16 protein-coding genes, 1 tRNA gene and 1 pseudogene are annotated in these 21,698 nt (G+C 52.6%); 7 read left to right on the forward strand and 11 right to left on the reverse strand.

From position 1 onward, the window contains the following. The first annotated feature begins 125 nt into the window (after window positions 1-125). The 3 genes and pseudogenes from IMY23_RS10945 (at window position 126) to IMY23_RS10955 (ending at window position 2,862) form a co-directional block, all read left to right on the forward strand. Window positions 126-770 carry a C40 family peptidase gene (locus IMY23_RS10945; RefSeq protein WP_192822120.1) on the forward strand — a complete coding sequence of 215 codons (645 nt, stop codon included), beginning with the start codon at window positions 126-128 and terminating at the stop codon, window positions 768-770. A 605-nt stretch (window positions 771-1,375) separates the two neighbouring features. Continuing rightward, window positions 1,376-1,453, forward strand: a pseudogene (locus IMY23_RS20320) (DUF1232 domain-containing protein); the annotation flags it as partial. A 662-nt stretch (window positions 1,454-2,115) separates the two neighbouring features. Next, window positions 2,116-2,862, forward strand: a complete 747-nt coding sequence (locus tag IMY23_RS10955; protein ID WP_225986482.1) for a M48 family metallopeptidase — start codon at window positions 2,116-2,118, stop codon at window positions 2,860-2,862. Between the two features lie 235 nt (window positions 2,863-3,097). On the opposite strand, the gene IMY23_RS10960 is transcribed toward IMY23_RS10955, so the two are convergent. From IMY23_RS10960 to IMY23_RS11005, 10 genes are all read right to left on the reverse strand, one after another. Continuing rightward, a complete protein-coding gene (locus tag IMY23_RS10960) occupies window positions 3,098-3,448 on the reverse strand; it encodes a histidine kinase (RefSeq protein ID WP_192822121.1) in 351 nt (116 codons plus the stop codon). A gap of 33 nt (window positions 3,449-3,481) precedes the next feature. Next, window positions 3,482-4,741 carry a PAS domain-containing protein gene (locus IMY23_RS10965; RefSeq protein WP_192822122.1) on the reverse strand — a complete coding sequence of 420 codons (1,260 nt, stop codon included), beginning with the start codon at window positions 4,739-4,741 and terminating at the stop codon, window positions 3,482-3,484. A gap of 280 nt (window positions 4,742-5,021) precedes the next feature. Beyond that, a complete protein-coding gene (locus IMY23_RS10970) occupies window positions 5,022-5,282 on the reverse strand; it encodes an acyl carrier protein (RefSeq protein ID WP_192822123.1) in 261 nt (86 codons plus the stop codon). Window positions 5,283-5,292: 10 nt separating this feature from the next. Then, on the reverse strand, window positions 5,293-8,730 hold the full coding sequence (locus IMY23_RS10975; protein WP_192822124.1) for an efflux RND transporter permease subunit: 3,438 nt from the start codon (window positions 8,728-8,730) through the stop codon (window positions 5,293-5,295). Between the two features lie 170 nt (window positions 8,731-8,900). Next, window positions 8,901-10,034, reverse strand: a complete 1,134-nt coding sequence (locus IMY23_RS10980; RefSeq protein ID WP_192822125.1) for an efflux RND transporter periplasmic adaptor subunit — start codon at window positions 10,032-10,034, stop codon at window positions 8,901-8,903. Window positions 10,035-10,070: 36 nt separating this feature from the next. After that, window positions 10,071-11,432: a TolC family protein gene (locus IMY23_RS10985; RefSeq protein WP_192822126.1), complete on the reverse strand. Its 1,362-nt coding sequence runs from the start codon at window positions 11,430-11,432 to the stop codon at window positions 10,071-10,073. 5 nt (window positions 11,433-11,437) lie between these two features. After that, complete coding sequence (locus tag IMY23_RS10990; protein ID WP_192822127.1) at window positions 11,438-12,052, reverse strand: TetR/AcrR family transcriptional regulator; 615 nt, start codon at window positions 12,050-12,052, stop codon at window positions 11,438-11,440. A gap of 346 nt (window positions 12,053-12,398) precedes the next feature. Beyond that, the gene (locus tag IMY23_RS10995; protein WP_192822128.1) at window positions 12,399-13,142 is read right to left on the reverse strand and encodes a LytTR family DNA-binding domain-containing protein; all 744 of its coding nucleotides are present in this window, start codon (window positions 13,140-13,142) and stop codon (window positions 12,399-12,401) included. Beyond that, complete coding sequence (locus IMY23_RS11000) at window positions 13,139-14,164, reverse strand: sensor histidine kinase (RefSeq protein ID WP_192822129.1); 1,026 nt, start codon at window positions 14,162-14,164, stop codon at window positions 13,139-13,141. The genes IMY23_RS10995 and IMY23_RS11000 overlap by 4 nt, the downstream gene beginning before the upstream one ends. 44 nt (window positions 14,165-14,208) lie before the next feature. After that, entirely contained in the window at window positions 14,209-14,982 is a 774-nt protein-coding gene (locus IMY23_RS11005; RefSeq protein ID WP_192822130.1) for a LiaF domain-containing protein, read from the reverse strand. A 973-nt stretch (window positions 14,983-15,955) separates the two neighbouring features. Here IMY23_RS11005 and pheS point away from each other — a divergent pair. The 4 genes from pheS to IMY23_RS11025 all read left to right on the forward strand — a co-directional run bounded on the left by pheS (window position 15,956) and on the right by IMY23_RS11025 (window position 20,521). Continuing rightward, complete coding sequence (pheS, locus tag IMY23_RS11010; RefSeq protein ID WP_192822131.1) at window positions 15,956-16,981, forward strand: phenylalanine--tRNA ligase subunit alpha; 1,026 nt, start codon at window positions 15,956-15,958, stop codon at window positions 16,979-16,981. Window positions 16,982-17,165: 184 nt separating this feature from the next. Beyond that, the gene (locus tag IMY23_RS11015; RefSeq protein ID WP_192822132.1) at window positions 17,166-18,032 is read left to right on the forward strand and encodes a 3-hydroxyacyl-CoA dehydrogenase NAD-binding domain-containing protein; all 867 of its coding nucleotides are present in this window, start codon (window positions 17,166-17,168) and stop codon (window positions 18,030-18,032) included. A 176-nt stretch (window positions 18,033-18,208) separates the two neighbouring features. Beyond that, window positions 18,209-18,282 (forward strand) — tRNA-Asn (locus IMY23_RS11020). Window positions 18,283-18,550: 268 nt separating this feature from the next. Further along, entirely contained in the window at window positions 18,551-20,521 is a 1,971-nt protein-coding gene (locus IMY23_RS11025) for a tetratricopeptide repeat-containing sensor histidine kinase (protein WP_192822133.1), read from the forward strand. A gap of 130 nt (window positions 20,522-20,651) precedes the next feature. Here IMY23_RS11025 and IMY23_RS11030 read toward each other — a convergent pair whose 3' ends face one another. Next, complete coding sequence (locus IMY23_RS11030; RefSeq protein ID WP_192822134.1) at window positions 20,652-21,440, reverse strand: hypothetical protein; 789 nt, start codon at window positions 21,438-21,440, stop codon at window positions 20,652-20,654. Window positions 21,441-21,698: the final 258 nt, after the last annotated feature.

The raw sequence follows: 21,698 nt of genomic DNA on the forward strand, positions 1-21,698 counted from the left end.
CGCCGAATATTGATCCGGTAAAAGGTCTTTTTCTTGTGTTTTCGGCTCTCAGGAGCCTGACTTTGAAAAAGCCGCGGGTAGCGCTGCCGCAGCCAGAACTGCCCTATGTTTCACCATAATTACCCATGATGAAAAGTTACATTTTGTCTGCATTGGCCCTTGGGTCAGTTTTATTGTCTTTTTTCTATGACGCACCGGCCGCGCCGGCACCCCTTGAAGCCAGCAACCTCAGCACCGAGGAAATGATCCAGGAATGGGCCATGGAGCACAACGGCATCAACTTCTCCAGCAACGGCACTGCCACAGAAGCCGTCGTGACCAAAGAGAAATCCCTCACCTACAAAGATTCCCTTTTCTATAATTACTACTCCCAGTCCATGGGCCTCAAGTTTGAATACAATGAGGACAAAGAACTGCTGGAGACCGTGGCCAACTGGATTGGCACCCCGTACCGCTCCGGCGGAAGCTCCCAAAAAGGCACAGACTGTTCTGGTTTTGTGAGCCGCGTGTACCAGCAAGTGTACGGCATCAAGCTCACCCACAGTTCCCGCTCCATGTTCCATCAGGTAGACCGTGTGGCTAAAAAAGAGATGGAGACCGGTGATCTAGTGTTCTTCAGACGTGGCCCGGGCCAGCCTATCTTTCATGTGGGCATTTACCTTAAAGACGGCAAGTTCATCCATTCTGCGTCTAACGGGGGCGTGATGATCAACTCCCTGTATTCGGCATACTACAAAAAGAATTTCTACGCGGCCGGCCGCGTGATCTAAGCCCAGCTTAACCCCATTACAGACAGCCTGTTCTCTTCCAGAACAGGCTGTTTTGCGTTTGGCGGTTTCCGTTTTGGGCTTCGTTTTCAGAAATGAGCCCAAAAACGGAAACTGCGTGCCAACCGGCATCAACCAATTCCTGATTTATAAGTATAACCCGTAACAGTTGGCCGTGCCTCAAAACCAGTTTGTTTTAACTGCCGGCCTGCGGTCACTCCCTGTTTTTTTGTTACTTCGCGGCACTGGTTTTCTGGCAAACTGCCGAAACCAGAAACATCAACCTGCGCGGGGCGGCCAGTCAACGTGAACTTCTTATATCTAACTATACTATGGAAAACCAACAAGATAAAACCAACAATGTGCATGAGTCGTCGTTTTTCAAGCGGTTTCTAGGCAAAGCCGAGGAATACGTGAAGCAGCCGCTGCGCGTGAAGGAGCTCCTCAATGACGCCTACCAGAAAGCCAGCGAGAAAAAAGACTTCGGGACCATTGCCGGCGAGGTGATGGAGAGCCTGAGCACGCTGTCACGCATGATCAAGGCGGCCGTCTCTAAAGAGTACCATGGCATTCCTACCAGCACCGTGGTCATGGGCGTGGCCGTGGTCATCTACTTTCTGTCGCCTATTGACCTGATCCCAGACTGGATTCCGGTGATTGGTTTGCTGGACGATGTAAGCCTTCTGGCCTGGTTCATGACCAGCATTAAAACCGAGATGGACAAGTTCCATGCCTGGGAAGCCAGCAAACCCGCTTCTACGTCTACTGAGGTAGCCTCCATGACTGCCACGTCTGGTGATCCGGTACGCAATGAGATGACCGTTGACACCTCGGCGCATACTACCAAGTATGACAATGAAGAAGCAGGCCAGTACGGTTCCAGACAGATGTCGGCGCCGTCTAGCAGCGGGTTGGGCGCCTCTGGGCAGCAGAATTATACGTCTCCGGAGTCTGGCAACATGCAGGTGGGCAACAGCTCATCTGGGTCGCAGGGCTCTACGGGTGGCATTATTCCAGACCAGCACCATGACATTCCGGTGACCAGCTACACCACCGTAGAAGGCACGCCCGTGCACGAACTTGACCCCACCGCCACGCCAGACGCCCGCCCCACTGACAAAGGCGTGCCCACCGGCTACGGCGAACCCAACGTGCGTGCCTCCACCACAGACAGCACCCGCGTGCCCAGCAGCAACAGCTATGACACAGACCACGGCGGCAACATCAGGTAACTGAATTTTTACATATTTAAACGGCGGCTCCTGCACCACGGGGATCGCCGTTTTTTTATGCGGCAGCGGCAAGGCCACCTCAGCGAAACGGGCATAATGTGGTATCTTTGCAGTGTATGACGGAGCGGAAGAAAGGTGCGAACGCCGGAGTGGTGACCAAGGAAATGCCGGGGATTGGCTTGGTGTATTTTGTGCCCAGCGGCACAGCTAAGTACGTGCGCATCAGCCTGAAACCAGGCCAGGGCATACGCGTGACTTTGCCCAAAAGAGCCACCCTGGCCCAGGCCGAGGCCTTTGTGCAGGAGAAATCTGCCTGGATCAAAAAGCACCTGGCTACCCAACAGCAGGAGCAGCAGAAAAAAACGGTCTTCACGCCAGACGCGCCCTACCACACCAGGTTTCACCAAATTCATCTGCAGGCCCACGCGCCCTTGCAACTCAAAAGCCGGTTGCGTGGCCAGGAGGTACACATTTTCTACCCAGAGCAGACCGGCTGGGAACACCCCGAAGTACAGGAATACTTCAAAACCACTGTGGAGAAAGTGTACCGTTTGGAGGCACGCCAGTATTTGCCCGGCCGCGTGGCGTATTGGGCAGAGCAGTTCGGGTTTAGTTACCAGCAGGTGACCATCAAGAATGCCAAGACGCGCTGGGGAAGCTGTTCGCACACCAACAACATTAACCTGAACCTGCACCTCATGCGTCTCCCCGCCCACCTCTGCGACTACGTGATTCTGCATGAGCTGGCCCACACCGTGGAGAAAAACCACGGCCCGCGCTTCTGGGCGCTGCTGGACAAAATCAGCGGCAACGCCCGTGGTCTGGACAAAGAACTGAAAGCCTTCAGGTTGCAGGTTTATTAGCAAGCACTCCCGTTTTGGGGCTCATTTCTAGAAATGAGCCCCAAAACGGGAGTGTAATTCGCTAATAATTGATTAAGAGCATGTTTAAATTTGTCTTTTGCGCTGCAAAATGATATCAAAAGAACCTGACTTCACCATTTCTTCTCACCATAGCGCTGCTATGCTACTCAAAAATGGCTTCGCCAGAACCTTTCGCTACCATCTTTCGCCTGCAAAATCAAAATTTAACCAAGCTCTAAGCGGCCAGTTTGCCTTCCAGGGAGGTCAATAAGCTCAGGAATTTCTCTGACAGGGCTTCAATGATGGAAAGGCCGGCGTGTGCTTCTTCTATCTTGCCGCGGTTGTATAAGGCAAAGAGACTCTCTGCCGCAGTGCTCAACTGTTGCTGCACCTGGCGCAACTCCAGCATGTTGGGCTCAGAACGGTATTTGGATAGGCCCACGGCGTTGAACCAAGCGTTGATGGGACCTTGGCTGGAGAAAAAATCAGCATCATACGTACCACCGTACAGCACAGAGCGCACCTTAGACTTAAACAGAATATGTTTAATCCGTAACTGCTGAAAATCTACTTGTGCTTGGTTCATGGAAGCGAGACTTCTAGTAAGAAAGCCAATGGGTTACTTGGCACTTTGCAACTCCTCTAATTCTTTCCGCAATTTTACCGTGTCTGAGACAATATACCCAAAGGTAATGATACCAGTCACTTTCTTATCTTCTACCAAAGGCAGATACGTGATGGTGAAGTAATGCTCCTGCACGTTGCCGTCATCATACCAATCTGAGAAAAACGGAATCTCATAGGCAATGAACTGCTCTCCGGTGCTGTACACGTTGTCCAGAATCTGGATAAATCCTTGCTCCACCGCCTCTGGCAGCGCTTCAGCGGTGGTTTTGCCTACCAATTGCCGGTTAGGGAACAGGCGCTGGTACTGTGGGTTCACCAATTCAAACCGGTGTTCTGGGCCCTTGGTGATGTTGATGAGCGCCGGCACCTGCATGATCATCTGCTCCAGGGTCACGCGTCTGTCTTCGGCGCTCCGGAAGGCTTTCTGCACCTGGTCAGACAACGCTGACATCTGCTCATTGGATTCCAGCAGTTCCTGCACCATCTGCTTGGTGGCGTGTATGTCATTGGCGCTGCCCACCCGCATGATCACGTTGCCCTGGTCATCACGCATGGGCATGCTGCGCATCAGGTGCCACCGGTAGTGGCCGTCTTTGGTTTTGATCCGCATTTCGGCCTGAAACTCAGTAGATGCGTGAATGGCTTCTTTCTGGCGCTCCACCACTTTTCCCAGGTCTTCAGGGTGAATTACCTTGTGCCAGTTATCTCCCTGGAACTCTCCTGCAGAAAGTCCGGTGAAATCTAGCCAGCGCTGGTTCACGAAGGTGCAATGGCCGTTGGGCTCTGCGGTATGGATGAGCTGGGGCACGGTGTCTGTGAGGAACTTAAATTTCTCTTCGCTCTCCTTGCTTGCTTTTTTGGCCAGTTCCCGCTCAGTCACGTCTTTGGGGCTCTGGTAAAGGAATTTCACGTTGCCGGCCTGGTCCAGCACGGGGGTGTGGGCGGCTTCCCAATACCTTGTCTCAAACCCGCCACCCTCAGAGGCAGGCCTTTCTAAATCATACTTGAACACCTCTAGGTACACCACCTCTTTAGTGGCCTTGGCTTTCTCCACGCACTTGGCCACCGGATTGTCTTCAAACGCGACGGTTGGATCTACATACACCTCTTTGAGCCAATGCTTGCCCAGTATTTCATCACGGTTGCGCATGGTGGTCTTGAGGTACATGTCTGTGGCGGCAAGTATCTCATAAGCAGGAGAGATTATGACAATGTTCTCAGGAACGTGATTAAAGTAGTCAAAAAAGTCCATAGGGGTCTGGTCTCTAACTGAAAGAAGTAACCGAACAGGTTGCTACAAAGTTAGCACCATTTAGACTCAAAGCAACTTGTCTGCTTCTTGCGCGCACACTACGTCGCTTCTAAAAAACGAGCCACAGTGCCGCCTATACAATCATTGAAGCCCCAGCCATGGCATGCCCATTTTTGGGCTCATTTCTGGAAATGAGCCCCAAAACGGGAAAATAAAGAAAGGCAGCGGAAATATTCCGCTGCCTTTCCAGGTCAAAATGAGTAATGTATAATAAAGGTGCTTAGCTCGCTTGGCGCAGCGTGGTCTGGGTAGACACATAGCTCACAAAATCACCCACCGTGTGGAGAGGCACCTCATCTGGAATCACAATCTTGAAACTCTTTTCCAGTTCCAGAATGATGTCCACCACGTCTACGGTGTCAAACCCAAACTCTTTGCTCAGGTTAGAAGTCACCCGCAGGCGCGACGGCTTGATCTCCTTGGTTTTGCTGATAATTTTCACCACCTCATGGGCAATGGAGGGTATTTGCGCAGTAATCATATGGGTAAGACTAAAATTCCAATGTCCAGTTCTCTTTCTCCTCGTCATTCTCTTGCGTCTTCGGCTGGTTCTTCCGGTTCGGCAACACCCTGTCTTTGATTTTCTCATTGATCAGGTACATCATGGGTACTACCAACAAGGTCAGGAACGTGGCAAAGCTCAACCCGAAGATGATGGTCCAGGCCAAGGGGCCCCAGAACGTCACGTTTTCGCCGCCCAAGAAGAAGTGCGGGTCAAACTCGGAGAAGAGCGTGAAGAAGTTGATGTTCAACCCAATGGCCAGCGGTATCAAGCCCAAGATAGCGGCGGTGGCCGTCAGGATCACGGGGTTCAGTCGGGTTTTGCCCGCCATCACAATCGCTTCCTTCAGTTCCAGGCCCTGGGCCCGCAGCACATCTGTGAATTCTACCAGCAAAATGCCGTTCTTCACCACAATTCCTGCCAGGGCAATGATCCCAATTCCGGTCATCACTACTGACATGTCCATATTAAAGACAGAGAACCCAAGCAATACCCCTATCACCGAGAAGATAATTTCTGATAAAATTATCAACGGCTTGGAAACCGAGTTGAACTGCGCCACTAAGATCAAGAAAATCAACCCGATAGCACCTAAACCGGCCATTGCTAAAAAGTCCATGGTTTCCTGCTGATCTTCCTGCTCGCCGCCCATTCTGATCTCGTAACCCTCAGGCGCCTTGAACCTGGTGAGCGCAGTCTGGATGTTGGCCACCACTTCATTGTTGTTATAGCCGCCCAGCACGTTAGAGGAAAGCGTGATTACCCGCTTCAGGTTTTTGCGCTTAATGCCGCCGTAGGTGGTGGAGTATTTCACGTTGGCTACCGCCGAAATGGGCACCTGCCGCACCGCGCCACTAGCGTCTCTGAAAGTGAGCACCATGTTCTGCAACTGGTCAATGTTCTTGCGGTACAGTTCGGCGTAGCGCACTTGTATGGGGTATTCTTCTTCGTCTTTCTTGAACTTGGAAGCCTCTGCCCCAAAAATGGCCGTCCTGATTTCCATGCCAATCTGGGCGGTGCTCAGGCCTTCGCGGTTGGCGCGCACGCGGTCAATTTCTATGGTGATCTCGGGGTTCTGGTCCTGCAAATCTGAGCGCAAGTCTTCAATACCGGCAATCTGGGCAGAGTCAATGTAGCGTTCCACTTGTTTGGAGAGTTGGATCAGGCCTTCAAAGTCTTCGCCGGCTACTTCCACCAGAATGGGCTTGCCCACCGGCGGACCGTTCTGCTCTTTCTCCACGGTGATCTCCGCGCCCGGAATTCCCTTCACCGCTTCGCGTATGTCATCTAAGTATGTCTGGGTCTTCAAGCCCGACTCGCGGTATTGGTATTCCACAAACGCCACCGTTACTTTGCCTTTGTTAGACTCGGCCTGTAAACTTGGCGCGGTGGGGTCACCGGCACCAATGGCCACGTTTGAAATCACAGACTCCACGTTGGGGTTGTTGGGACCGATTACTTTGTGCACGCGGCGCTCCACCAACTTAGTTACTGAATCTGTCACCGATTGGTCTGTACCCACTGGCATGCTAATGTACGTGTACACAAAATTAGGATCGCCCTCAGGGAAGAACACCACTTTAGGCGACCGGATGGCCGTTACAATGAAGGACGCAAACAAGAGCCCCACCACAAACAACACCACCCAGATAGGCCGCAAGCCCACCAACATCCAGCGCAGCAAACGTTCATACCGGTTCATGAAGGCCGGCAAAATGCTAGACTGGAATTTATTGATCCAGCCCGTGAACACGTATTTGTTCAGCGCCACGAAGATCATGATCACCACCACCAGATTGCCCAAGCCCATAGAGCCAGCAACATAAAATATCAAGGCCAGCGCACCCATAATACCCATGGCAAGCAAGAAGGTCTTCCGCTCTTTGCGGGGGTCTTTGGCCTCTCCGCGGTCCATGAAAGACACCGCAAACACCGGGTTCATGACAAACGCCACAATCAAAGACGCCATCAAGGTCAAGATCAAGGTGACGGGCAGATAGAACATGAATTCGCCTATAATACCCGGCCAGAACAGCAGTGGCGTGAACGGCGCCACGGTGGTCAAGGTACCAGCCAATACTGGGATGAACACCTCACCGGCGGCAGCTTTCGCCGATTTAAAGATGTTCCAGTGCGTTTGGTGCAGAATGCGGTGCGTGTTCTCAATCACCACAATGGCATCATCTACCACAATACCCAGCGCCAGCAGGAATGCGAACAGCACGATCATGTTCAAGGAAAAACTAAACCCGAACAAAGCGCCCAGCATAGGCATGAACAGGAACGCCAGGAACATGGAGATAGGCACACTTAAGCCCACAAACAAGGCGTTGGTGGTACCCATGAAGAACATCAGAATCAAGGTCACTAATATGAAACCGATGATGATGGTGTTGATCAGGTCATTCAATGTGTGGCGAGTGGTAGTAGACTGGTCACCGGTCACCGTCACTTTCAGGTCGGTGGGCAACTGGGTGCCTTGCATTTCTTTGATGATGGCGTTGATCTTGTCCGAGGCCTCAATCAGGTTCTGGCCGCTACGTTTCACTACGTTAAGCGTGATCACGGGCTCATTGTCCAGGCGGGCGAAGCTTTCGCGTTCCTCAAACGTGTCTTTCACCTCGGCAATGTCTCTGAGGTAGATGTTACCGCCGGTCAACGACTTGATCACAATATCGCCAATGGCGGTGGGGTCAGTGTACTGGCCCACCACGCGCACGGCGCGTTTCATGTCGCCCACGGGCACGGTGCCACCGGAAAGGGTTAAGTTCTCTGAGCCAATGGCCCGCTGAATGTCTGAAAACGTGATTTTGGCGGCCTGCATCTTGTACATGTCCACGTTTACCTGCACTTCCTGCTCCAATGCGCCCACAATGTCCACGCGGCTAATCTCGGGCAAGCCTTCAAAGCGGTCCTGCAAATCTTCGGCAAACTTCTTCAAACGCTCAGCGCTGAAATTACCCGAAAGGTTCACGTACATGATGGGCATCTCAGAGAAGCTCACCTCCTGCACGTTGGGCGCCTGCGGAAGATCCGTTGGCAGGTCGGTTTTGGCTTTGTCCACGGCGTCTTTCACGCGCTGCTTGCCCACTTCCACGTCCACGTCGGTGTCAAACTCCACGTTGATCATGGCAAAGTCCTGCATGGAGGTAGAGGTCACTTTCTTGACTCCGCTCAATGACTTGATCTGCTTCTCAATGGGCCGCGTGACCAGGTTCTCCATGTCAGACGGAGACGTACCGGGGTACACCGTGGTCACAATCATGGTAGGGATCACAATGTCTGGGAAGTTCTCTTTCTGCAGCTTTAAGTAGGCCATGATGCCCGCCAGCGCAATAATGAACGTGATTACGTAAATACTGGTGCGGTTGTCAATAGACCAACTGGTGGGCTTGAAATCCTTGATGTTATGTTCTGATTGTTCCATTTTCTGGGATATTTTTAGACAGGCTGCCTTTAGATTTTTGTAAACCGATGCCAGATGCGCAGAACTCCTTTCGTTAGAAGTTGAGCAACGGTGGGTTTTCCGTTTTCGGGCTCATTTCTGGAAATGAGCCCGAAAACGGAAATCAAAGGTTAGTCTGCCGCTTTCACTATTTAGAAAGAAATGGGTTGGCCTTCATTGAGGTTCTGCACGCCCGCCGAGATAAGCACATCATTGGCGTTGAGGCCGGTCAGGATTTCCATTTTACCGTTGTAGGAGGAGCCCACCGTGATGTTGCGCTTGGCGGCCACTTTCTGGTTGCCCTTCTGTTCCACCACGTACACAAAATTGCCCTGCTCGTCTTTCTGCACCAGGTTCACCGGCAACACCAGCGCGTTTTCTTTGGCGTAATCCTGAATGCGCACCACCGCCACCATGTTAGGCCTTAGGTTCACTTTGCCTTTCTCAGAGTCTTTCACGTTCAGTTCCACGGTGAAGGCCCGCGTGCTGGGGTTGATGTTAGAACCTATCACGCGCACGGTGGTAGCAATCTCTTTGTTGATGTCCGGGAACAAGACCAGGGCTTCGTCTCCTTTGGAGATTTTGCTGGCGTAAGCCTCAGAAACTTCGGCCACAATCTTGCCGCTGCTGGCGTTTACAATCCTGATGATGCCCACGCCCGGGTTCACCGCCTCACCTGAGTTCGGAATCACTTCGTCCACTTCCCCAGAAATTGGGGCCGTGATGGAGTACTGGGCTCTGGTCTGGCGCATGGCGGCAATCTGGCGTTCCAGGCTTTCCACGTTGTTTTTGGCTTGCAGAAACTGGATTTCGGTGCCTATTTTCTGGTCCCAGAGGTTTTTCTGTTTCTGGTACACGGTGCGCGCCAAATCTAAGTTAGGCCGAAGGGCGGCAATCTGCTGATCCAGCACGCTGGCGTCTATGGTGGCCAATACCTGGCCTTTGCTCACGCGGGCGCCGCGGTCCACGCGCACGCTGGTCAACACGCCCGGCACCTTGGCGCTCACCATCACGTTCTGGTCAAAGTCAACCTTGCCCTGCACCTCCAGGTAATGCCGAAAGGTTTCGGGTTGCACGGTGATGACAGACACCGGAACGGCCGCGGCTTGCTGCGTGGCTCCGCCTTTGCCTTCTTTTTTCAGATCACTCTCCAGGGTGGCAATCTGGGTGTTGAGTTCGGCCTGTTGCTTTTTGAGTTCGGCTAATTGGGTTTCTTTGTCTGCTGGTTGGCTGCACGCCGCTACCAGGGTCATGGCTATAAAAGAAGCGAGGATGTGCTTTTTCATGTAGGTTGGATATTATCTTTTTGAATCTGAAAGTACTTATTGATTGAGCAGCGAACCGTTGGCCAGCCGCAGGTCTACCTGTGAGATGATGAGGTCATACAAAGCGCTGAAATAGTTGGTCTCGGCTTCTTTCAGGGAGGTTTCGGCGTTCAGGACTTCAATGCTGGAACCCACGCCTTCGCGGTATTTGATCTGAGCCACGCGCACTACCTCCTGGGCCAGGGCGCGGTTGCGTTCCTGGGCTTCAATCTGCACTTTGGCGTTGCGCAGGTTGGTGTTGGCCTGGGCCACTTGCAGGTCTATGGTGTTCTCCAGTTCTTTGGCGCCCACGTCAATTTTCTGCAGGGCTATTCTGCTTTGCTGAATCTGGTATTTCTTGGAGAAGCCGTCAAACACCGGCACCTGTATACCCAACCCCACCGTGGCAAACTGGAAGTAATTATCTGGGGTGAAGATGTCGCCCAGGTCATCACTGGCGGTGTTCACGCCGTAGCGCCCGGTCAGCACCAAGCGTGGCAAATACCCGGCGCGTTTGTTTTTGAGGTCCAGCGTGGCCAGTTGCTTGTTGACCTGCAGCAAGGAATACTCCACCCGGTTGCCGTAGTTGATCTGCTGGTTCTGCTCCTCTGCCATGACAATGGCCTCTTGTATGGTACCGGTGAGCGTGATGGCTTGCGCCTGCGGCATGCCCATCTGGAACTTGAGCAGGTTGTAGCCCAACTCCTGCAGGTTCTTGAGTTTGGTGCGCTCGGTCTGCAGGTTGTTTCTAGTGACTTCCAGGCGGTCTACGTCAATTTTCTCCACAAACCCGTTCTGGTTTAAAATGCGGGTTTCGCGGAGCATGGAATCTAACCGAACCAGGTTTTGGTACACCAGACCGGCGCGGGCGTCTGTGATGAGAATGGTGTAATAGGCACGCGTTACGGCATCTGCGGTTTGGATCTCCGTCTGCTGCAGGCTTTTCTCGCTCAGTTGCGTGTACACGCTGGCGGCTTTCAAACCCAGCAGGTAAGAACCGTCAAACAGCAACTGACTGCCGTTCAACGCTAGACTGTTAGAGTGACGTGTACCGAAGGGTGCAGCAATCACGGCGCCCGGGGTAGGGTCACCCACGAAGGCCGCTGGTAAAAACACCCGCTGAATTGCTAGGTTGTTGCTATAATCCACGCCACCGGTTACTTGCGGCAAGCCAATGGCCCGCACTTCACCTACCCTGGCTTTGGCCGATTCTACATCTAGCTTGGCATTCTGCACGGCGGCTTTGTGGGCCAGCGCATATTGCACCGCCTGCTGCAACGTGAACGACTGCCCTTGCTGTGCCTGGGCGGGAGCCGATGCCAGGGTTAAAAACAGAAGCCAGACAACCCCAAGGCCGACCGCTTTATTCAACTTTTTCATAGTACTTATTCTTCTTCGGTGATCTGTTTGTAGGTATTTATCAATTTGTGCCCTTTCACGGTGGCAATGCCGTACATAAAATGCTCCAGCAGGCTGATCTGCACCTGCTGCAGGTCAAACTGCGTGGCGGGGTACACCTCTGAGTTGAAGGCCAGCTCTACCTCTGCCAGCCGTAGCCGGGCCATGATCTCCACGTCCACGTCTGGCCGGAACAGGCCTTCAGTTTTGCCCTTAATTATGTTCTCCTTCACCTGGGCCAGAAAGAACTTGTCTCGGTGCGCCACCCAGAGTTGCCAGGAACTGGGGTGGTATTTCTGCAGGTCAAAGAAAATGCTGGGGTGTACCTGCCGCATCAACTCCTTCACCATCTCCACCATCCTGAACAGGCCTTCCATGGCGTTCTCAGACTTTTCAATGGCCTGGCAGCAGCCCTCTTCCATGTTGCTGATGTAGGGTTTCATGGTCTCGTACACCAGTTCATCTTTGTTTACAAACCACTTATAGATGGTTTTCTTAGACACTCCCAGGTGCGTGGCCACGTCATCCATAGACACCGCCTTCACTCCTTTCTGGAAAAACAGCCGCAAGGCTTCCTGCAAAATCCTATCTCGTATCTCCATTGGCTTTTCTTATGCGGCGCAAACCTATGGAAACTTTTAATGTTCCCAAAGTTTCCATCAGAAAATAATCCATGAGATTTTGGGAGAGTGTTTAGGGAGGCATGGGGGGAGCGTCTGCTTAAATTTTCACCGGAAAGCTAAGGACCAAAATGACCCACCTCTTGTTAATTCTGACCAAACCGGAAAACCAATGACTGAAGGCTGCTTCTCTTGTGCTGAACTGTTTTGGCGGCGCAAGTTAAATGACGATTTTTTGGCGACCTGCATTTTCTGTTACTTTTTTTCTTCCGTTTTCGGCTTCGTTTTCAGAAATGAGCACCAAAACGGAAATTCGTCTGCTAAATCTTTAAATCCCCAACACAGCTTTCAACTTGGTGTACCCAGCTCTGCTCAACGGAATGCGCATCCCAGATTTAAGCAAGGCCACATGGCTGTCTTTCTCCAGCGGCTCAATGCGCGTGAGCTGCGGAAGCGCCAGCATGAAGGACCGGTGCACGCGCACAAACTGGTCAGCAGCCAACGTCTTTTCATAATAACCCATGGTCTTCTTCTTCAGGAAACAGCCGGAACCAGTATGGATTTTCACATAGTCATCATAGGCTTCCAGGTACAGAATGTCTTGCACGGGAATGATTCTGATGTCATTGTTCACTTTGACCACTATGCGCACCTGCTCCTCGGGTTGTTTGGCGGTCACTTCTTCCAGGGCTTTCACGGCGGTTACCGCCGAGGTCTGGGTTTGTTTTTGGGTCCATTTCTGCATGGCCGTGTCAAAGCGTTCCTGGGTAAAGGGCTTGAGCAGATAATCTACCGCGTTGGTCTCAAAGGCCTTGATGGCGTATTCATCAAAGGCGGTGGTAAAAATCACGCCCGGCACCTGCTCCACCAGTTCCAGCATCTCAAACCCGTTGATCTTAGGCATCTGTATATCCAGGAAAATCAGGTCGGGCTGGTGCTGCTGAATGGCTTTCACGCCCTCAAACCCGTTGGCGCACTCCTGCACCAGCTGCACGTGCTGGTAGGCTTGCAGGTACTCACAGACAATGCTGCGGGCCAAGGGTTCATCATCAATTACCAGACACTTGATCATAACAGCTGCGGAATTTTAACGGTGGTGATAAAGGTATTTTCTTCCTGACGGGTCATCAACAAATCATTCCTTCCATATAATAAATACAGGCGGCGGCGCACAGAGTCCAGCCCGAAGCCGGTGCCCTGTTTGGGTTGCTGCACGGTGGCGTCAAACGGATTGCTGGCCGTGATCACCAGCATGGCGTCTTGCACGGTGGCGGTAATGGCGATCACAATGTCATCCAGGGTGTCATACAACCCGAATTTGATGGCGTTCTCCACCAGTGGTTGCAACAAGAGGTACGGCAAGGTGAGCGGCAGGCTTTCTGGCTGGGCATCTACCTGGGTCTGCAGCCGGTGCCCGAACCGCACTTTCTCAATCTCCAGGTAAATCTCCAGGTGCTGCAGTTCATCGGCGAGGGGCACAAAAGGCTGGCCTTCGCGCCGTAAGGTTCCCCGCAGGAAGTCTGACAGCTGCTGCACCATTCTCTTAGCCTGGTCTGGCTGGGTTTTCACCAACGCACTGATGGAGTTTAAACTATTGAACAAAAAATGTGGCTGCAGCTGCTGGCGCAAGTGGAAAAGTTCGGCTTCCTGGGCCAGTTTCTCAGTAGCGGCTTTGCGGTCTTCGGCTTCTTTCTTGTCACGGGTGTAGTACCAGAGCCAGTTCTGCATGGCCATGAACAGAATCATCAGCCACGCGAAGGCCAGCCGCACGCCCATGGTCTTCTCAATGAACGCCGCATACGCTTCCGGCACCTCTATCACCTGCTCCAGGCCATGCGTGAACAACACCAGACTCAACCCCGCCAAACCAACACCCCAGCCCAACAGATACACCACCTGCCTGAGCCCCGCATGGTAATAGCGCATGGCCAATGACATGGCGTAACCGCCGGCCACCACCAACAGGTTAGTCAGCACCGCATCTGGCACCGTGAGCGCGGGGCCAAAACCAGACTCAGACAGCACCACCGCCTGCACCGCCATCCACACGCCCGCCCAGGCCAGGTACAAAAAGATGATTTTAAGGGTTGACATGCGGCTGCAGGTTGGGTTTGGTAGGTGTGCGGGAACGGTTTCCTTTAATAGCTTTTGATGTCTATGCCCCCGAACAGCAGCGTGCCTCTGAGCACCAGTATCTTTTCTGAAGTCATCATAGTCTGTCCTCCCCCGCGCTTTTCTTCAATACCTCCAAAGATGGGCGAAATCTCTGACCGCACACGCCAGTCGGATGGAATTTTCAAACTCACACCGCCGCAAACAATGGTTATGTCCAGCACTACTTCGCCCTGAAAATCTGCGTGGGTGAGGTTGAATTCGGCCCCGCCGAAAATGGTGGAGATCTGGCCGCCCTTGAATTCTTTGGTGATAACGCTTTTCTTGATGCCGCCAAACACCGCCGACCCGTTGATGAAGTCTTCTTGGGAGAACTGAATGGAGCGCGGGTCTTGCGAGTTCTGTAGGTGGCGCTGCTTTTTGAAGTGGTTCTCACAGGTGCTCTTGGGCTTGAAAATAACCCATAACCCGAAGATAATCAGCAACGCGGGCAACAGATACGGCTTGAGAGTCAGACCCGGCAGCAGGTCTTCCAGCAGAAACACAATTCCAATCACCACCGGAAACAGCCAACCGAAGTCCCGGAAAGAGTTTTTGATGCCTGAGAACAAGCCTACCAGAATAAGGAACATTGGGAAAGAGAACACCCAAGACGGCAGGAACAGTATGTCAGATTTGTCTGCTATCCATACGGCGCCCACCGCCACTAATAAAAGACCGGCGCCTATGCGGCCACTGCGGGTCTTGGACCGGTTCCAGCGGTCCATTTTTTCTTCTGCTATTTTCTCTTGCTGTTCCATGATTTCTTGAAGTATGTTCCAAAGCTACCCTATTCAGTCTGGCAGCACAACGGCTAATAGGCTAAGTGGCTTGAAAAGTAGGTGAGTGGTGGTTTTTGGGAGGTGAATGGTGGTGGGTTTCGGCTTCGCCGATGATTGGTCATCCTGAGCACCTGTTTCTCAGGCGGGAGGCAAAAACGTCATCCTGAGCATTCTTGAGGAGAGAGCCGAAAAGAGCGAGCGAAGCTACCGAAGGATCTAACGAAGACTCTTTCTTGGACTGTTCAAGCATTTCCCTTCGCCGTTGTTGGTGTTCATAGGGGCAAACAACCTATACTGCGGTTCATTCAGCTTTTGTGCACGCCATTTGCCTTCCTTCCAAACTCCCGCTTGCTCCTGAGTTCTACAAGACGGCCCTTTCCATAGGCAACCTCCGAGCGCTCACGGCCGCGAGGCCCCGCCTTCCCCTCTCGCACTGCCCGTCTTGGCCATTGCTGATATTTGTTTCATCGCATCAGCCATACAAGGCCAACCCGCGAGGCGCTCGATGGAAAGGCTGGAAAAGGTGCGGGTTCAAGCGCAGTCTGCCAGGTAAGACCTCACCGGTTTCCAAAACCTGTGAGGTCTAGTACGTTTTCGGGCTCTGGATTGAAAATGGTGGCGAAACTAGCAATGCGTGTGCCGGTTGTAGAGACAAGGCACTGCCTTGTCTCTACGGTCGAGGTCCCGACAAACGCTTGCTCAAAAGACCTCGTAGTGCGCGCAGCTCCTACGAGTGTCTACGCCAATCCCGTTTTCAGGCTCTAGATTGTAAATAAAGCTGAAAACAGGTTTGCAGGTGTAGAGACCATGCACCGCCTTGTCTCCCACGCAAAACTCTCTTCTGCTCCCTACATTCCAGAAAACTCCCCTCCTGTTCTAGGAGGGGCTGGGGGTGGTCTACCCGCCGTAAATTCCTGTACCGCATTCCCCTTTACTTCTTTATCTTTGCGACATGCTAGCTGAGAACATCAAGAGGCTAACCCAAGCGGTAGAGGCCTACGCCATAGAGAACAAGGAACACCTGGAGAACTTCCGGAATACGTTTGTGAGTCGTAAGGGCCAGATTGCCGCGCTGTTTGACGAAATGAAAACCGTGGTGCCCGAGCAGCGCAAGCAGGTGGGCCAGGAACTGAACCAACTCAAGCAGCTGGCGCAGCAGAAACTAGACGCCGCCCAGGAAGCCCTTAGCCAGAACGCCACGCCCAACGCCCTGGAAGGCCTTGATTTCACCCTGCCACCGGTGCCTAACACCTTGGGCACGCGCCACCCGCTGTCTAAAGTGCGCGAAGAAATCATCAGAATCTTTGAGCGCATTGGCTTTAACGTGTCTGAAGGCCCAGAGATGGAAGATGACTGGCACAATTTCTCGGCGCTGAATTTCCCAGAGAACCACCCCGCCCGCGACATGCAGGACACGTTCTTCCTGAGCAAAAACCCCGACATGCTCCTGCGCACGCACACCAGCTCTGTACAGGTGCGCGTGATGGAGCACCAGAAACCACCCATCCGCACCTTATCGCCAGGAAGAGTTTTCCGGAACGAAGCCATTTCGGCGCGCGCGCATTGCGTGTTCCATCAGGTGGAAGGGTTGTTTGTGGACCGCGGCGTGAGCTTCAAGGATTTAAAAGATACACTTTACTATTTTGTAAAGGAGCTGTTCGGGCCAGAGACGCAGATTAGGTTCCGGCCGTCGTTCTTCCCGTTCACAGAGCCTAGCGCCGAAATTGACATTACCTGCCACATCTGCAAAGGCACTGGTTGCAACATCTGTAAAGGCAGCGGCTGGGTAGAGATTGGCGGCAGCGGCATGGTAGACCCGCAAGTACTGGAAAACTGCGGCATTGACTCCAAAGAGTTCTCGGGCTTCGCGTTTGGCATGGGCATTGAGCGCATCACTATGCTGAAGTATCAGATCAAAGACTTGCGCTTGTTCACCGAGAATGACGCCCGTTTCCTTCGTCAGTTTGAGGCAGTGTAAATTTTAATTTGAAGATTTGAAAATGCGGAGATTTGGAAATGGCTGGTTTCCTCACTTTCGGATCAAACTAAACGCATGATAGAATTTCCGTTTTCGGCCTCATTTCTGGAAATGAGGCCGAAAACGTTTTAAAGAAATCCATTTCCACATCTTCACATTGCCTAATCTCCAAATCAAAGAAACCATGACCTTACAAGACATACAGACCATTGCCGTGATTGGGGCGGGTACCATGGGCCAAGGCATTGCGCAGTTATGTGCGCAGTCGGGGTTTGCCACGTTGTTGTATGATATCAACGGCACGGTGCTGGAGAAAGCGCGCGTGGCCACGCAGCAGTCGTTAGCCAAGCTGGTGGAGAAAGGGAAAATGACCGCCGTGGAACAGGAAGCCGTTTTTTCCAGAATCACCTTCACGCAAGATGTGCTGCAACTGCGCGCCGAGGTGGTGATTGAAGCCGTGGTGGAACGCCTGGATGTGAAGCACAGCATCTTAAACGAAATAGCCGACCAGAACCCACCCACCACCATTTTGGCGTCTAACACCTCGTCTTTGCCCATCACGCGCATTGCCGCCAAAGTGCAAGGGCCCGAACGCGTAGTAGGGCTGCACTTCTTCAACCCGGCCACCATCATGAAATTGGTGGAAGTGATTTCGGGCGCGGCTACCGCTCCTGAAGTAACGCAGTTGATGAAAGACCTGGCCATCAAACTGGGCAAAACACCCGTGATTGCCCAGGATGCGCCCGGTTTCATAGTGAACCGCGTGGCCCGCCATTTTTATGTAGAAAGCCTGAAACTGCTGGAAGAAGGTGTGGCCAGCCACGAGAGCATTGACCGATTGTTGCAGGCCAGCGGCTTTAAGATGGGACCGTTCCAGTTAATGGACCTGATTGGCGTGGATACCAACTATTCTGTGACCAGTGCCATGTTTGAAGCTTTCCACCAAGACCCCAAGTTTAGGCCCAGCCGTTGGCAGCAGCAGAAAGTAGATGCCGGGCACCATGGCCGCAAGACCGGCAAAGGTTTTTATGACTATCCAGAGGGGTCGTAAGTCTCCTGTTTTCGGCCTCATTTCTAGAAACGGAGCCGAAAACAGGAAATTTCTCCTTTCATTTTCAGGAACTTACCCAGAAGCCCAAAATTTTTCTTCGGCAACACTTGCGAAATCTCCACGGGCACCTTACTTTTGCATCACTAATTCAACGTCTAGGCGCTGAAACGGTAAACTCCTCCTTAGCTCAGTCGGTTAGAGCACATGACTGTTAATCATGGGGTCCTTGGTTCGAGCCCAAGAGGGGGAGCAACAGAAAGCCACTTGCAAGATAAAACTTGTAGGTGGCTTTTTTGCTTGCATACCTTTTGGCAGTTGGCTACCTTACCCAGGCAATTGGCAAAGGTCCCCCTCCTTTCTTCTGCAGCGCAGGTTGGCGCCTCAACTTAATTGTAATCGCCTTCTTCAGAATACCAGCTGCTGCGCCATTGCCTTATGTAGTTGCCTTCTTCCCCCGGGCTATAATAAAAACCAGATGGTCAAGCCGTTGGCTTGCCGCTTTTAACCACCAGATTGCCATGGCTTTTCTCCGTTTCTGCCGTTTTCTCCCGCTGCTGTTGGTTGCTTTGCCAACCATGGCCCAGAACCCCAAGATTGACAGTCTCCAGACTCTGGCAAACGCCCAGTCAAACGATTCGCTGAAGGCAGAGTTGTTGTGTGACATCAGTAAAATCTACATGAGCTCCGCGCCAGCAAAAGCCATAGAAGCGGGTCAGCAAGCCCTGGCAGTGGCCCGGCGCGGCAAAGTCAGCTATACAGAGGCGCGGGCGCTCCACCTGGTTTCCTACGGCAATTTTTTGTTGGGCAATTATCCTTTGGCCACCTCGCTCAACTACAAGGCCCTCAAAATACGGGAACGCATCAATGACTCCGTGGGCATTATTGACAGCTACAACAACGTGGGCAACATCAATGTGCTCCAGCAGAACTATCCCGCCGGCGCAGCTGCCTACCACAAGGGCTTGGCCATCGCGCTGCGGCTAGGCGACAAAGTGCGCACCAGTCGGGTGTACAACAACCTGGGCAACATTGCAGAGCGCCTTCACCAGAACGACAAAGCCATTGGCTATTATGAAAAAGCCATGAAAATAAAGGAGGACGCCGGTGACAAGATGGGCCTTACCGTGAGCCTGGGCAACCTGGCGCTGCTGTACTCCCGCAAAGCCAATTACCAGAAAGCCATTGCCTATTACCGGCGCAGCCTGGCCATTACCGAGAAAACCGGCGACCTGCAGAACCAGATTCATGCGCTCAGCGGCCTTGGTGAAGTGTACGCCAAGATGGGCCGAAAACAGGACGCCGTGCAATACGGGGAGGCCGGCCTGGCCTTGGCGCACCAGTTCAACTCCAAAGTCACGCTGCTCAACGCCGTAGAAACACTCAACGAAATTTACCTGGCCACCGCCGATTACAAAAAAGCGCACCAATATCTCAGCCTCACCAGACAATACGCAGACAGTATTTCAGCAGAAAACATGCAAACCCGCATTGCCGAGGAACAGGTGAAATTTGAGACCGAGAAAAAAGAGAAGGAAAACATCAAGCTCCGGGCCGAACAGAAACTGAAAGCCGAACAACTGGAGCGTAAAAACCTGGTGCAAACCCTAATTCTGGCCTTGCTGGTGGCCGCTGCCTTGGCTATTTTCTTTTTCTACCGCAGCCGCGTGCGCCTGCAAGAGGCCTTGAAACTCCTCTCTAAAACCAACCGTGAGGTAGAGCAGAACCGTGAAGACTTGAAAACGCAAGCCCATGTACTTACCCGGCAAAAAGAGGAACTGGAGAAACTTAACCACCTCAAAGACAAACTGTTCTCCATCATCTCCCATGATTTGCGCGGGCCGGTGGGCTCCCTGCGGGCTTTTGTGCAATTGTTGGCCGAGCACAAATTGACAGAACAGGAAACTCTAAAACTGTTGCCGCTCTTCGACTCTGAAATCAGCCACACCACCAACCTGCTGGACAATCTGCTGGCCTGGGCCAAAAGCCAGCTAGGAGGCTCCACCACCCAACCCGTGCCGGTGCGCCTCCAAGAGCTGGCCCACCGCAACCTGGAGCTGCTCCAACCCCTGGCTACCGTGAAAGGCATTAGTCTGTCACAGGAAATTTCACCTGACGTAGTGGCCTGGGCAGACCAGGAGATGGTTCATTTTGTGCTGCGCAACCTGGTGGCCAACGCCATTAAATTCTCCCATAGCAACGGCTCCGTCTTGGTCACTGGCCATGAAGAAGAAGGCCTTATCACCATGTCTGTGCAGGATTTCGGGAAGGGCATGAGCCCAGCAGACCAGGAAAAACTGTTCCAGGGCGCCCCCCTGAGCACCAGAGGCACCGCCAACGAGAAAGGCAGTGGCCTGGGCCTGCTTTTCTGCCGAGACTTTGTGCAGCTCAACGGCGGCACCCTCACCCTGGAAAGTACCCTGGGTCAAGGCAGCACCTTTTCCTTCACGCTTCCGGCCTACCAAGAGGCGGCGGTGCCTGAGTTGGTGTAAGTGTAGTAAGGCAAGGCGAAGAACTCAGAAGCTTTTTCAGAAGGCACCCATTGCGTTTTTAGCTTCATTTCTGAAAATGAAGCCGAAAACAGGCCCACTTACAGGAAAAGAAATTTACAAGATTTTACGCTTACGTGTCTGGGTTGATTTCTGCTTTTCCTTCAAAGATCAGTTTCTTGCCCATGGCGCTGAGCGAGCTTTCTGTGCGCAGAAAGCAGGAAGAAAGTACTTTCAAATCATTGGTGTAAAAAAGCGCTTTGGCCAGAAACTCGGTTTCCTGGGCAGACCAGGGTTCATAGGCTCTGGGGTAGGACAAGCGGGCCGGCTGTTGGTTGTCGGGCAGCGTGGCGGTGGGTTTCTGAATGCCCAATGCCTCCAGTTTCTCTTTTAACTGACCCAAGGCTTTGACCGATAGCTTGCAGAATTTTGGCCCGGTGAAATAGGCTACAGAGTCCCAGGGTTTTTCCTGAGCGGGTGGCTTTTTACTAGCCGCAAACGTATTCAGGTCTGGGTTGTCCTGGAGCGCCTGCAACACCAGGGGCTTCAGAGAATTGTACCTGAACTGGCCTTTGTAAACGCCGTACAGCGGGCTTCGTGTTACCGCTGTTCCCTCAAAATGCCGACTTCCTAACAAGAATTTGGTAAGCCTGCCAAACGAGGTGCTAAAACCGTTTTCCTGCAGAACCCTAATGGCGTTGTCCAACTCTTCAATTGACAGGGCAGTAGGGAGGCTTTCCGTCTGGGAAGTGCTTTGCCTGGTGGTGCCGGGTTGCGCCGACAAAGACACCAAGGCTGTTTGCAAGGCTCTGATTACGCTGCGTTCCTGTAAGATGGGATGGCCTTCCAGCACTTCGCCGGTGAAGGGCGAGCAGCCGGCCGCCAGGGCATCAAGGATGGCAATGGCTTCTTCTCTGTTCATATAACGTTGGTCTGACTATACGCTTGGCTACCTCAATATAGGCATTCTACCCAAAAATGCTAGTCATGTACGCTAGGGGCAAACCCGTTTTTGGCTTCATTTCTGGAAACGGAGCCGAAAACAGCCACAGAAAGAGTCCTCACAGGTTTTGAAAACCTGTGAGGACTCTGCGTTTTTAGCCTCGTTTCTGGAAATGAGCCCGAAAACAGGACTTGTCTAAATATCCTCGCACTGCTCCCTTCAAAACAGCAGATAAAT

This window comes from Rufibacter sp. LB8 (assembly GCF_014876185.1).
GTDB lineage: Bacteria > Bacteroidota > Bacteroidia > Cytophagales > Hymenobacteraceae > Nibribacter.